The following is a 14,794-nucleotide window of genomic DNA, read 5'->3' as shown; positions in this document are numbered from 1 at the left end:
TTATAGTTTAGTTTTAATTGATCTTAATCAGCTACGTTGAGTGCAATTTCAATATCCTGAGTAACTTTCTTGATCGAAGAATATTTTGCATCACACACCATTGTAGTCAGTACATACTCCCCTTTATCTATCAGAATAAAATTCTGTCCCTTGGCGGGAACCGTTAGATTATAATATTTTTTTCCACTTATTTTTACGATCAGGTTACAGCTTGATCTGTTCTTGATATTGACATAAGCCTCATTCTTATTCATATCATTATTAAAAATGTGGGTAAGCATTGCTGCCGTTTTTTTATGGGCTTCACTAGCTTCTGATTTGGCAACCCCGGCAGTTTTGGCGGAACTTGCGGAACCAACACTTGCCAGTCTCTCTTCTTTCAAAGCATTTATAGCATCATTTATCTTATCCGTGTTCTTATTTTCAACAGATGTTTTATTATTGGCCGCTATCACTTTACCGCTGTTAAGCTCATTATTCTGAACAATTTTTTCTATTTTCTCTTTACTGATCGGCTTAATCGTAGGTTTGGCTTCAGGAGAATTATCGGCCATAATCATTTCAATCAATTTTCTTTTAAAATAATCAGTTTTGGCATGTCCGGGGTTTTGTTTCAGAAAACCGGCGATCACTCTGGCCTCTTTAGAAGCTTCGGCATCCTGCTCTGTATAGATGATTACCGTTTCTTTTTCTACAACAGCCTTAGATTTCGATTTTTTCTTTTTTTGGGAGAAACCTAAGGTAAAAATGCATAGAAATATAAGTAGAAAGATTTTTTTCATTAATCAGGTCTTTAAAATAGTATTAAATATATCAATAACGTGAAAAGTCATTTTTTAGTTTATCATTAAAATCATTATCTTTGCACTGCTTTAAAATTAAGCTAAAAATTAATACTAATCTTAAATAAAAAAATAATACATATTATGTCTTATACACCAGCTGCTGCAGACGTAGCAAAATTAAGAAACCAAACAGGTGCAGGTATGATGGACTGCAAGAAAGCTTTAGTTGAAGCAGAAGGAGACTTCGAAAAAGCAGTAGATATCCTTAGAAAAAAAGGACAGAAAGTTGCTGCAAACAGAGCTGACAGAGAATCTTCTGAAGGTGCAGTAATCGCCAGAGTAAACGAGGATAACACTTTAGGAGTGATCATCTCTCTAAACTGCGAAACTGACTTCGTTGCTAAAAACGAAGCCTTCATCGAGCTTGCTTACGAATTAGCTGAAATGGCTATTTTCGCAGCTACTAAAGAAGAACTTTTAGCTACAGACTTCCACGGACTTACTGTTGCTGATAAATTAATCGAGCAGACAGGAGTTATCGGTGAGAAAATCGAGATCGGAGCATTCGAAAGAATTGAAGGGCCTTACCTTGGAGCTTACATCCACGCTGGAAACAAAATCGCTGCTATCACTGCCCTTTCTGCTAAGGTAGACGGAGCTGACGAAGTGGCTAAAGCTGTTTCTATGCAGGCTGCTGCAATGAACCCAATCGCTCTTGACGAAACCAGAGTTTCTCAGGAAACTATCGACAAAGAATTGGAAATCGAAAGACATAAACTTACTGAAGAAGGTAAGCCTGCAAACATTATCGACAATATCCTGAAAGGTAAAATGCAGAGATTCTACAAAGACAACACTTTGGTACACCAGGATTTCATCAAAGACAGCTCTATTTCTGTAGCTGACTATGTAAAATCTGTAAATGCAGACCTTAAAGTAACAGGTTTTGTAAGAGTAAGCTTAGCTTAATCATCTTTCAAAGAATAATACAGGTCCCGGTGAAATTCACCGGGATTTTTTATGTGTTATGCCAGTTAAAACAATAGAGAGAAAATTAAACGGAAGAAATCTTCCGCTGATATTTACCGGGATGTGATCATCTGTACAGAGGCTGATACGAAATTAGCAGTTTTATATTACGGATGGCTTTTAATTAAAAATCATGATTAATTTTTAACTTTTGTTATATTTATTTAACACTATTTCAAATATTATTTTAAATTTGTATAAATCCTAATTCCAGACACATGAAAAGATTTCTACTCAGCTTAGTATTAGTTCTTTTATCAATTAACACGCTCTTTGCACAAAGAGATACAGAGCATTGGTTTGCACCTATGGCAGCAAAACCCTCCGCTTTGCTCAGTCCTAAACAGGCTTTATATTTTTCTACAGACTCAGTAACGCCTTTCCCTGTAGAAATTTACAGCAATGGTGCACTGCTTGGAACAGTAACCATTATGAAAGGTGATCCTAAAGTGTATGAGCTTACAACGGATAAAATGATCACTTCTGCTCCGTCTGAAATGTTCACCCCCATTGGTAAAGGAATTTACACTAAAGGGACAAAACCATATTATGTAAATTTCAGATTTAGTGTTACCAGCCATGGAGAAATATTAACCTCTAAGGGGAAAGCAGGAATCGGGAAGAAATTCTATGCTGCTTCTACTCCAATGACCGGACAGTCTATTACTTATGTAAATTTCACTGCAGGGGTTCTAGCTACTGAGGACAATACTCACGTTACAGTTTCGGGCTATAATGCAGGCCTTCAGTTTACCAACGGTACTACAGGAACCACAAATCCAACAATGACATTTACCCTTAATAAAGGGCAGGCATATATTATCGAAGGCCGGGACAATACGGGTGCTAATGCCACTGGCTTTATCGGTGCCAAAATAGAATCCGACAAACCTATATCACTTACAAACGGAAATTTTAATGGTCAGTTTGCCCTGCCTCCAAGCGCAGGATCCGGAGGTTCTGATATTATTATGGACCAATCCGTTCCTGTAGATAGGCTAGGAAATGAATTCGTTCTTGTAAAAGGAAACGGAGACAACAATGACGGGGATGAAGACGCAATGATTATCGCAACTGAAAATGATACTCAGGTTTTTCTTAACGGATCTACCACTCCTATCCAAACCCTGAATGAAGGAGAATGGGTAAGAGTAGGCCAGGGACCAAACAATACCTATGTATTCCCATACATTGATCAGGGAAGCTCCCACTTCAATATGCACATCAAAACCTCTAAAAATGCATATGTTTATCAGCTTTTGGCAGGTCTTCCAAACAGTACGGCAACAGAAGGATTCAATTACATCCCGCCTTTGAACTGTTTCCTTCCAAAAAAAATCGATGAGATAGGATTGATCAATGAACTCCCTGAAACTTTTTCCAGTGGTACAAAAAACGTGAAACTAAACATACTTACTGAGACAGGAGCAACTGTAACCGTAAATGGAGTCATCCCTCCAACTACACAGGGGCCTTTCTCCGCAACAGGAACTACAGCATGGGTATCTTATTCTATTCCTAATATTACAGGGAACGTTACTGTTATTTCAACAAAAGCAGTTACCGCAGGTATTTCTGCAGGAAGTGGTGCTGTAGGATATGGTGGGTATTTTGCGGGATTCTCTTCAATTCCGGTAATTACCAAGCGTTCCGGAGAATGTGCTCCCGGTATTGTACTTGAAGTGGATGATACTTATGAAGGGTACCAGTGGTTCCTGAACGGAACAGCTATCGCGGGGGCAACGACCAATACATTTTCCCCTACAACTTCTGGAAACTATACGGTAAAAGTAACAATGGGTACATGTCCCCCTGTTACTACCCCAATCTATAAGGTATTTACCTGTTTAAAACTTACGACACAAACACTGAATGCATGTTCTACGAAGGTTATTACACCGGCATTCACATCTTCAACACAGACCCCTGTACCAGGTACACTGGTGATTATTACTCCGCCAGCACATGGTACAGCTGTAATAAATTCAAACGGAACGATTACCTACACTCCTACGGCCAACTATTATGGTGCGGATCAGATCGTTTATAAATTCTGTGGTAATGCTACTGAATTTATAGATTGTGAGCAGGTTACTTTAAATCTTACCGTAGTCCCTTTCGTAGTGAGAGATGCAATACTCAAGGCATGTCAATATGATGTAGATCCATATGCTTATTTTGATCTTACTAAAGCCAGCGTTACTGATTATAACGCAGTAGTTAAAAAATACTATCCTACATTGGCCGATCTTACTGCAGGAACTAACGAGATCACAGTCCCTCAGAACTATCCTTCTGCTGGAGGATTTGTGTATGTAAAAGTTACCACTAACGAAGGGTGTACAGCGAATGCAAAAATTCAGCTGATTGCTCTTCCTATAAAAAAATCGCCAATTCTTGTTGACCAGTATATCTGTGCGGACGGAACAACAAATCTGGATGCAGGTCCTGGATATGACTCTTATCTATGGAGTACCGGAGCAACAACGCCTTCCATTCAAAATGTAGGTATTGGAGAATATACTGTAGTTCTGGGCAAAAACGGATGCCTGCTGCCACAGATTGTAAGAGTAAAAAAAGCTGAAGATCCGGTAATTACCAAGATCGAAATTTCTAACACTACAGCAACAGTGGTTATAAACGGAGGAAAAGCCCCATACAAATTTGCAGTAGATTCGCCATCCAACTGGCAGGATTCTAATGTGTTCACAGGACTAACAAGAGGCCAACATACTTTCTACGTGAAGGACGCTTACAACTGCGATCCTACATCAGTAGAAGTAACGGTTCCTAATTTATTAAACGCCATTACTCCTAATGGTGATAATAAAAATGACTTTATTGACTATAGTGATTTAGCTTATAAGGAAAACCTTTCTTTTGTAATTTATGACAGATACGGAAATATGATATTTACCGGAAATAAATTCAACAATTACAAGTGGGATGGAAAACATTATGACAAAAAGCTGGTAACAGGAACCTATTGGTATCATATCAACTGGAATGAAACCAACAAAGAAAAAACTCCTATTCACTATACAGGATGGATTTTAGTAAAAAACATTGAATAACCCATTTTAAACAATAAATAATTAACCGCGATTTGAAATCGCGGTTTTTTTTGATCAAAAATCAATATTTTATACATATTTTATAATTCCAAATGAAATATTCTCCTATTTTTGCGACAATCCTAATTCCCATATAAATGAAAATATTTTTACTAACTTTTCTATTGCTGTTTATAACAGCTAATCCACTTTTTGCACAAAGAGATACGGAGCATTGGTTTGCTCCGATGGCGGCACGGAGCACCAATGTTGTCAATCCACAGCAGGCTTTATATTTCTCCACGGATTCTACCACTCCATTTCCTGTGGAAATTTACAGTAATAACGTCCTGCTGGGAACAGTAACGGTTTCCAAAGGGGCCCCTCAGACATTTATCATTCCTTTAGGGAGCATTATTACCAGCAATACTTCTGAACTTTTCGTTCCGGTAAGCAAAGGGATATATACAAAAGGTACAAAACCTTATTTCGCCACCTTAAGGTTTTCCGTAAGCAGTCATGGAGAAATTCTGACATCTAAAGGAAAAGCAGGGATCGGCAAGAAGTTTTATGCGGTAGTTTCGCCCATAGAAAATCCTATAGTTGCACTGAATTTTACTACCGGTGTGATGGCTACAGAGGATAATACTATCGTTACTGTTTCAGATTACTCTCCCGACGTTATATTTACCAACGGATGGACGGGTGTAAGCAATCCAACTCTGACTTTTACCCTCAATAAAGGCCAGTCTTATATCATTGAAGGGATTGGCGATAGAGCCGGAAATAAAGAAGGTTTTATCGGTGCCAAAATAGAGGCTGATAAACCGATTTCTGTAACTAACGGAAATTTTAATGGCCAATTCGCTATTATTCCGCCGGGTGGCTTTTTTGATGGAGCAGATATTGTCATGGACCAATCTGTTCCTACAGACAGACTGGGAAATGAATTCGTTCTTGTAAAAGGAAACGGAGATATCAGTGAAAGAATGGAGGATGCCTTAATTGTTGCTACAGAAGGCGGCACCCAGGTATTCATTAACAATGGCGCCACTCCGGTAATCACATTGAATGAAGGAGAAAGCTACAGAGTGAATAAGTTATCCAATACCAATTACATCAATCAGGGTAATAACCACTACAATATGTACATTAAAACAACAAAAAATGTTTACGTGTACCAGCTATTAGCAGGTGTTGCAACAAGTAACGCTACAATCGGATTCAATTATATCCCACCTTTGAACTGCTATCTTCCAAGAAGAATTGATGAAATAGGAAATATTAACATCCTTCCCCCTACAACCAACAATGTTAAATTAAATATCCTGACAGAAACAGGAGCCGCAGTTACTGTTAATGGTGCTACCCCTCCTGCTGCTCAGGGACCCTATCCTGTCTCAGGAACTTCATCATGGGTATCCTATTCTGTACCGAATGTTACAGGAAACGTAACAATAACCTCTTCAAAAGCTGTAACGGCAGGAATCTCCGGAGGAAGTGGCGTGGTAGGATATGGTGGATATTTCGCAGGATTTTCCTCCATTCCGGTTATTGCCAAACAGACCGGCGACTGTATTCCTGGAATTGTTCTGGAAGTGGATGACAGCTTTGATTCTTACCAGTGGTACAGAGATAGTACTCCCATTACCGGAGCTGTAGCCAACTCTTATATTCCGACACAATCGGGTAACTATACTGTAAAGATCACGGTAGGCTCATGTCCGCCAATAACTACTCCCGTGTATAAAGTATTTACTTGCCTTACGGAAACTACATTGAACGAAACGGTGTGCGACGGCGTTAAGCTGATTGTTCCAACATTTACAAATTCAACACAATCTGTGGTACCGGGCAGTGTAATCATCGTTACACCTCCTGTTAATGGTAATGCTGTAGTTGACCCCGTGACAGGGGTGATAAGCTATGCCCCTGCCTATACTTATGTAGGACCGGACTCATTTGTTTATAAGTTTTGTGGAAATAATCCTGACTTTACAGATTGTGAGGAGGTAACATTAAATTTAACAGTTTCTGAGAGTCCTATTGTTAATAATGCTTCTTTAAGAACCTGTTATCTGGAAGCGAATCCAGCGACAGGATTATTTAACCTTACTAACGCTTCAGTAACTGTACAGCCGGGAGTAACCAAGAAATATTATCCTTCTCCTACAGATGCGGACAACAGTACGAATGAAATCTTAAATCCAGCAACTTATATTGCTCCTACCGGAGTTGCGTATGTAAAAGTAATCAATGCAAACGGCTGCTACAGAATTGCAGAGGTTTCACTTACCGTTCTTCCCCCTGTAAAGTCTACTGTTCTTGTTGATAAGATTATTTGTATAGAAGACAAAACAACATTGGATGCCGGACCTGGTTTCAATGGTTACGAATGGAGCACAGGTGCTACAACACAGTCCATCCAGAATGTTGGTGTAGGAACTTATTGGGTAAAATTGAAAACGGGCGATTGTGTAACGCTTCAGACTGTGAAGGTATATGCTTCCGAACAGCCGGTTGTTTCCAATATTGACATTTCAAATACCACTGTTACCGTTTATGCAATAGGCGGAACTCCTCCATACCAGTACTCACTGGACAATATCCAATGGCAGGATACCAACATATTCACAGATGTGGCAAGAGGGACACCTGCAGTATATGTGAAAGACAGTTATAACTGCGATCCAATAAAAGTAGAAATTACCATTTCTAATCTGATTAATGCTATTACCCCTAATGAAGACGGGGTCAATGATGTCCTCGATTATTCATTATTATCAGGCAAAAAGAATTTGGAATTCACCATTTTTGACCGATATGGAAGCAAAATATTCCAGGGAGATAAATCAAATGGCTATAAATGGAACGGAACTTTAGGCGGAAGCAAAAGAGTTTCTACCGGAAATTACTGGTTTGAGATCCATTGGAATGAACCTGCTGGTAAACAGACTGCTGTAAAATATACAGGTTGGATTCTTGTCAAAAGCAGAGAGTAAACGCTGAAAAATACAACTTCCCAAACCGCGGTTTTATCATCGCGGTTTTTTTATTACTTTTTCGACGTATAAATCCATTTTATTATTAAATTTGTGTTAAACTCCCTCTGCTGAATGAAAAAAAATTTATCTTTTTTGTTTATATTTTGTTTTTTCGCCTTTGCCTTCGCACAGTTGGACAGGGAACATTGGTTTGCACCCATGATGGATAGAAGCATAAGTCCTAATCCATATCAGAAATTATACTTATCGACAAACAGAACAACTCCTTTCCCGGTAAACATTTATAATAACAATGTACTTATCGGTACGGTAACCATCAGTAAAAATAATCCCCAGAAATTTGATGTATTAAGGAAATATATTATCACTACCCTTCAGGCAGATCTGTTTACTCCTACAACGAAAGGACTATATCTAAAAGCAGAATTTCCTTTTTATGCCAATCTCAGGTTTTCTGTGTTCAACCATGCTGAAATTATTACTTCTAAGGGAATACCTTCTACAGGAAAAAACTTTTATGTTGCCAATGCTCCCATTACGGTCAGTAATCCTATCTTAAACTTTATGGCCAGCGTTCTTGCAACAGAGGACAATACAACAGTTACAGTAAGTGGATATAAGCCAACCGTACAGTTCTCGAACGGGACTACCGGAACCACAAACCCTACAATGACTTTTACTCTTAATAAAGGACAGTCATACATTATAGACGGGGTAGGTACAATAAACACTGATGGTTTCATTGGAGCTAAGATCACTGCCAATAAACCAGTCAATATTACCAACGGAAATTTCAACGGTCAATATGCAGGAAACTACCCTTCAAGCTCTGATATTTTAATGGATCAGGCTGTTCCTGTCGAAAGGCTTGGAACTGAGTTTGCTTTGGTAAAGGGAAACGGCAGAATTGGATCCAATATGGAAGGAGCTATTGTTATTGCTACTGAGAATAATACGCAGATCTTTGTCAATGATGAAATTCCTCCCCTTACTACTATAAATGCAGGACAATATTTTATTATTCCTGATTCAAAGTTTAAACTACAGGCAGGCGTCCATTATAACCTTTACCTTAAAACATCCAAAAATGCTTATGTCTATCAGATTCTTGCCGGAGATTCCGTTTCAGGAAGTGAAGTAGCAACCGGCGGATTCAATTTTATTCCGGCACTGAACTGCTATCTTCCCAAACAGATTAATGAACTAGGTTTTATTGATGAGAATTTTGTTCATTCAACCGCCAACCCTTCAGGAATCCTTAATATTCCAACAAAGCTGAATCTTATTACAGAAAAAGGAGCCAATGTCACGGTAAACGGCGCTGTTCCACCGGCAACAACAGGTCCATTTAATATGACAGGCACCGCCAACTGGGTTACATACGGTATTCCTAATGTTACCGGCACAATCACTATAGTTTCCGACAAGGCAATCACCGCGGGAATTAATGCAGGGAGTAATGCTGTAGGATATGGAGGTTTTTTTGCAGGCTTTCCTACACAGCCCGTTATTTTAAGCTCAGGAGGAGGCTGTGCTCCCGGCATTGTACTTACGGTAGATCCTGTTATTTACGATACTTATCAGTGGTATGTAAATGGAACTCTTATTCCCGGAGCCACAGGATCATCCATTAGCCCCACACAGTCCGGATATTACACCTGTTCCGTGACAATGGGGAAATGTGCACCTTTGGTGACAGAACAGTTTAAAGTACTGAATTGCACCAAACTGACTGCCACCACCTATAATGTCTGCAGCACAAAAACGATAACCCCTACATTCAGCAGCTCTGCACAAACTCCCGTCCCTTCTACGGTAGCCATTGTGAATGCTCCTACATTGGGAACAGCTGTAATCGATCCTGTAACCGGAATCATTACTTATACTGTTAATACTCCAGGAAGTACGGGGACAGATACTTTTACCTATACTTTCTGCGGAGATGATCCTGTTTTTACGGACTGTGAAACAGTAACCGTCACCGTTAATGTTCTGGCTCTTATCGTAACAAATGCTACATTACATGCCTGTAATATTAATGGCCAGGGAACTTTTAACCTTACTTCCGCCAATGTAACCAATAACTCACCGGTAACTATTACCTATTACCCTACCTTAGCTGATGCGCAGACAGAAAACCCGGGAGCCCTTATCACCTCGACGAATGCCTATACCGCACCAGACGGCACCATTGTATATGCTGTCGTAAAAAATAATCTGGGCTGTAAAAGTATTGCCCAAATCACCCTTTCTTTATATAACGTAGCTATTGTACCGAACAATTATAACGGTATTTTCTGTGATGACAATATGGACGGAACCGTCACCGTTACTTTATCCAGTATAACAGGCATTGTACTGAATAATCCCAGTTACTTTACCAACGTAAGATATTACGCATCTCTTGCTGATGCCAATGCAGGAAACAACAATACCCTTCCTAATAACTGGAGCTATACAGCCACAACAACCATTTACATCAGGGTTGAATCTCCTGATGGCTGTGCTGTTGTTGTGAAACCTTTACAGTTCAGCATAGGAGCCCGTATTCCTTTATTAACGCATACAGCCGTAACAAGCATTTGTGATGATGATCTTGACGGAATAAAGGCGATTGATCTTGCACAGTTTATTCCACAGTTTACAGCAGACCCAAATGTAACTTATACTTTCCATGGAAGTTTAGCTGATGCCCAGAATGACACTAATCCTATATCAGCAACCGTTAATAGTACAGGTACCCAGACCTTTTATATCAGATTTGAAAAAAATGGGGTCTGTCCTGAGGTTGGTTCTATTAAAATCACCGTTAAAGCCCCTAAGAAATCTGATATTTTAAAAGACAAGATCATCTGTCTAAAAGCTACCACTACATTAGATGCAGGTCCCGGGTTTGAAAAATACCTCTGGAGTACGGGAGCCACTTCTCCTTCTATTTCCAATGTTCCTGTGGGGAGCTACTGGGTGGAGCTTACATTCAATGGTTGTGTTTACAAGCAATATGTTAATGTTATAGAATCACCTCTCCCGGTTATTACCTCTCTTGAAATCAACGGATCTACAGTAACGGTGGGTGTAAGCGGCGGTGTACCTCCATATGAATATTCTCTGGACGGAGTAAGCTGGCAGAGCTCAAATGTGTTCAACAATGTGCCAAGAGGAGCCCACAAGGTCTTTGTAAGAGACTCTAAGCTGTGTGGTGAAGTAGAAAAAGCATTTGCCATCATCAATCTCATCAATACCATTACTCCTAACAGTGACGGACACAATGATGTGATAGACTATTCCGCTTTAATGAGTAATACGAACCTGGAATTCAGAATATTTGACCGTTATGGGGCAGAAATCTTCAGAGGGAGCCCAAGCAACCGGTATACCTGGGACGGAACCATGGGCGGAAGGCCTGTACCAACCGCTACCTACTGGTATTTCATATCCTGGACAGAATTTGGCACCTCTATTCCTATAAAATATACAAGCTGGCTACTGGTAAAACGTAAATAACGAAATGATTTTAGTTCAAATTTCATGATATCGTTTTTATTTATGATTATTTATAACATTCATTAACAGTTAAGTATTAAAGTTTAATATAACTTTAACCTGTAATCACTATCTTAATAGGTATAAATTGCCGTATTTCTACGTAATTTTGCCCTAATTATATGAAGAAGCTAATTACCCTATTGATGCTAGTTTTTCTGGCAAAAATCAATGCACAGATATATTCCGGAGAGGTATTTTTAAGAGACAACTCGATCTTGTATCTTAACCAGGTTTACGTAACCAATCTGAATACCCAGAAAACGGTACTTACTGATTATAACGGTACTTATAATATACCTGCCGTTCCCGGAGATGTGATCCGTTTTACGTCTATCGTCACAGAACGAAAAGATGTAAAGCTTACTCCCCAGATGATGCAGCAGAAAAATTTAATTGAATTGAAAATTGCTTATTACGAGATACAGGAAATTGTATTGAGCAGGTTCAAGCCTACGGGAAATCTTAGGTATGACGTAAATTCTATAAGAAAAGAAGATAAAGGACTGGCTATCAAAAAAGTGATTGGACTGCCTGAGCCTAAGGGTGACGGAACCTCTCCTGAACTTCCGGTTGCGGGATTAAGAGACGGCGGACTTACTTTCAGCCTGGAAAGCATCTATGATATCCTTTCGGGAGACAGAAAGAAAAAACAACGTTATATGGCCTATGAAAGAATGAATAATTCTGTGGCCCAAATTAAGAATTATCTCGGTAAAGATTATTTTGCCAAGTTCAAAATCCCTGACAACCTTATTGATAATTTCCTTCAGTTTGTTTATACTTCAGAAAATATTGAAGCGTATGTTCTGTCCGGTAATTTTGAGGCAATAAAAATTCCTATCGAAAAGTACCTCCCGATCTATCAGAAAAGGCTTAAGACTTCAAATCTTCAGGAAGTCATTAAATAAACTTTTATATTTTAGGAAATGTATACTATTTAATAATTTATAGTATACATTTCTTTTTTTATTTAAAAATATGTTTAATTTTATCTCACAATGATGTATCTAAAATAAAAACAATTGTATTTCGTTATTGTAATAAACTAATGACCCAAAAACACAAATTAAGAAAGAACATCAGCTTTTAACTTAATATTTGTTAATGAAAAAATTACTTTTACTATTTGTTTCTGTTCTGTTTTTTAACTTATCTGCCCAAAAAAGAGGGAAAGACTACACGAATATTTTAAAAAGTAAAAACATCTATGAGATCAATGCTTTTCTCAGAGATGCCCACCCCGATGATCCCCGCCGGTCTGTATTGAAACCTAGAGTGATGGAAATGATGACGCAATACATTAAAGATGCTCATCCTGCAGACCAAAAAGTAAAAGACATGCAGGAAATGCTTGCTTTGCTGAAAAGAAGACCGTCTACAAAGATCAGTTTTGATGAAATGAACGCCATTATCAAACAGAAACAGATCGCCAAATATAAAGCAGAACTTGCTGCCAAACAATCTACGGTGGTGTATACGCCAAGTACGACTCAAAATGCTTTTGTGGTTAATACATCCGCCAATGTCGCTGTTCCGAATGCCGAAGCTGAGGAGTTTAATCTACTGATGGCTGTAAATCCGGTAGAGCACAAAAATAAAACGGTAAAAATATTAAATTCCCTGTTCGACAACGATCCAAACAGCAAAACAAGTATAGTTCTGATCAAAAACAATTCTGACTGTAATATCATTGTGAGAATGGAAGGTGTTGGAACTACCAAATACAGGCTTGCCGTTCCTGCCCATGATGACAGTACGATTGTTATAGATAAGGGCCAGTATCTTTTCACAAGTCTCGTTTGTGGTGCTCAGTATGCTTCTCAAAAAACAATCGAAAAAGCTATAATGGTTACATTGGGAAGTTCTCCAACTCAGTAAGCATTCCTAAAATCTGTCGAGACCTGCCTTTTATGTCTAAAAGGCAAGGTAATCTATGTAAAAATTGCTATTTTTGCAGGATTTTATAAATGACTCGATGGGCAAAAATAAATTAGCAAGATTCGCTGAAAACAAGATTTTACCAAATGTTATCCAACCTACAAGAGAGGATGCACTCAATGGTTTTCCGCTTAAAGGCAACTGGAGAAAGGATTTCTTTAAGAACGAAAATCCAATCGTACTTGAGTTGGGTTGCGGAAAAGGAGAATATTCTGTAGGGCTTGCTAAAACATTCCCTGAAAAAAACTTCATCGGAATAGATATTAAAGGAGCCAGATTCTGGTTCGGAGCCAAGGAAGCTGTGGATAGCGGAATGAATAATGTGGCATTTCTCAGAACACAAATTGAGCTTGTAGATCATTTTTTTGCAGAAAATGAGGTTGACGAAATATGGATCACGTTCCCTGATCCTCAGATCAAATACAAACGTACAAAGCACAGGCTTACTCATCCTGACTTTTTAGAACGATATAAAAAATTCCTGAAGCCAGGTGGAATCATCCATCTGAAAACGGATTCAGAATTTCTGCATGGCTATACATTAGGCTATTTGCAGGGTGCCGGTTATGAAATCATTACAGCCCACCACGACATTTATGGCGCTCCTGAGTACGATCCGAATACGGAACATCTCAGAGATATAAAAACCTATTATGAAGAGCTTTTCTCTGCTAAAGGAAAAACAATAACTTATATAAAATTCCGGATAAGCTAATGGAATAACACAACAAATTGATGAAAAAAATTTTAACGACCCTCCTCTTCTTTTTCCTGGTTTCGGGTTCCGCTTCGGCGCAGAAAAAACACAAGGATATCCTAAAAAGCACAAATACAAAGGAAATTGAAGACTACCTTAAGAATGCACACCCTGATGACCCTAAAAGATATGTGCTAAAACCTAAACTTATTGCCTTAAAGAATTCCAACTGGACAAAAGGGGCTAAAACCGCAAAACCAATGGAAGCCAGGCCGGTAATGACTGATATTCCGAACAGATTTTTGAGAAACTCCAACTCTAATGATGCGGAAGAGTTTAAAAGACTCATCGCCGAAACTTCTGATCAGCATAAAGACAAAACGGTAAAACTTCTGAATGCTATGTTTGATGAAGATATTACCAGTAAAGAGGCTGTGCTTCTATTTAGAAATAATTCGGACTGCAATATCATCCTGAGAATTGAAGGAAAAAATTTCTACAACCTGGCAGTTCCTGCACATGGTGAGAATTTTATCATTCTCAATAAGGGTTCTTATACCCTGAACAGTAATGTCTGTGATGTAAAATACTCCTCTCAGAAAGACATAAAAAAAAGTATATTTGTAGTGATTGAAAATCCCGGTACACCCAGGCCTGATGCCAATAAAGATGCAGCAAAAGATCAAAAGGAAACTGTACCTGTGAAACCTTCAAAAAAGAAAAGATCAAAAAAATAAACTG

Annotated in this window: 9 protein-coding genes; 8 read left to right on the top strand and 1 reads right to left on the bottom strand. The window is 38.7% G+C overall.

Annotated elements, in window-relative coordinates; genetic code table 11:
* Nucleotides 1-23 precede the first annotated feature (23 nt).
* Nucleotides 24-782, bottom strand: a complete 759-nt coding sequence (locus ACTJIV_RS14260) for a DUF6759 domain-containing protein (RefSeq protein WP_111955586.1) — start codon at nt 780-782, stop codon at nt 24-26.
* Between the two features lie 144 nt (nt 783-926).
* Between ACTJIV_RS14260 and tsf the strand changes: the two genes are divergently transcribed.
* The 8 genes from tsf (at nt 927) to ACTJIV_RS14220 (ending at nt 14,790) form a co-directional block, all read left to right on the top strand.
* Nucleotides 927-1,754 carry a translation elongation factor Ts gene (tsf, locus tag ACTJIV_RS14255; RefSeq protein WP_111955588.1) on the top strand — a complete coding sequence of 276 codons (828 nt, stop codon included), beginning with the start codon at nt 927-929 and terminating at the stop codon, nt 1,752-1,754.
* 278 nt (nt 1,755-2,032) lie between these two features.
* Entirely contained in the window at nt 2,033-4,888 is a 2,856-nt protein-coding gene (locus ACTJIV_RS14250; protein ID WP_440628256.1) for a T9SS type B sorting domain-containing protein, read from the top strand.
* 137 nt (nt 4,889-5,025) lie between these two features.
* Nucleotides 5,026-7,869, top strand: a complete 2,844-nt coding sequence (locus tag ACTJIV_RS14245) for a T9SS type B sorting domain-containing protein (RefSeq protein ID WP_440628254.1) — start codon at nt 5,026-5,028, stop codon at nt 7,867-7,869.
* A gap of 114 nt (nt 7,870-7,983) precedes the next feature.
* Nucleotides 7,984-11,376 carry a T9SS type B sorting domain-containing protein gene (locus ACTJIV_RS14240; protein WP_440628252.1) on the top strand — a complete coding sequence of 1,131 codons (3,393 nt, stop codon included), beginning with the start codon at nt 7,984-7,986 and terminating at the stop codon, nt 11,374-11,376.
* A gap of 161 nt (nt 11,377-11,537) precedes the next feature.
* Nucleotides 11,538-12,326, top strand: coding sequence for a hypothetical protein (locus ACTJIV_RS14235; protein WP_440628250.1), 789 nt, complete (start codon nt 11,538-11,540; stop codon nt 12,324-12,326).
* A 196-nt stretch (nt 12,327-12,522) separates the two neighbouring features.
* Complete coding sequence (locus tag ACTJIV_RS14230) at nt 12,523-13,296, top strand: DUF6759 domain-containing protein (RefSeq protein ID WP_111955598.1); 774 nt, start codon at nt 12,523-12,525, stop codon at nt 13,294-13,296.
* Between the two features lie 97 nt (nt 13,297-13,393).
* The gene (trmB, locus tag ACTJIV_RS14225) at nt 13,394-14,071 is read left to right on the top strand and encodes a tRNA (guanosine(46)-N7)-methyltransferase TrmB (RefSeq protein ID WP_111955600.1); all 678 of its coding nucleotides are present in this window, start codon (nt 13,394-13,396) and stop codon (nt 14,069-14,071) included.
* Between the two features lie 20 nt (nt 14,072-14,091).
* Complete coding sequence (locus ACTJIV_RS14220; protein ID WP_223560391.1) at nt 14,092-14,790, top strand: DUF6759 domain-containing protein; 699 nt, start codon at nt 14,092-14,094, stop codon at nt 14,788-14,790.
* Nucleotides 14,791-14,794 lie beyond the last annotated feature (4 nt).

The sequence above is a fragment of the Chryseobacterium sp. 22532 genome (assembly GCF_052044665.1).
In the GTDB taxonomy this organism is placed as follows: domain Bacteria; phylum Bacteroidota; class Bacteroidia; order Flavobacteriales; family Weeksellaceae; genus Chryseobacterium; species Chryseobacterium lathyri.
This window is presented reverse-complemented; position numbering and strand designations above follow the sequence as displayed.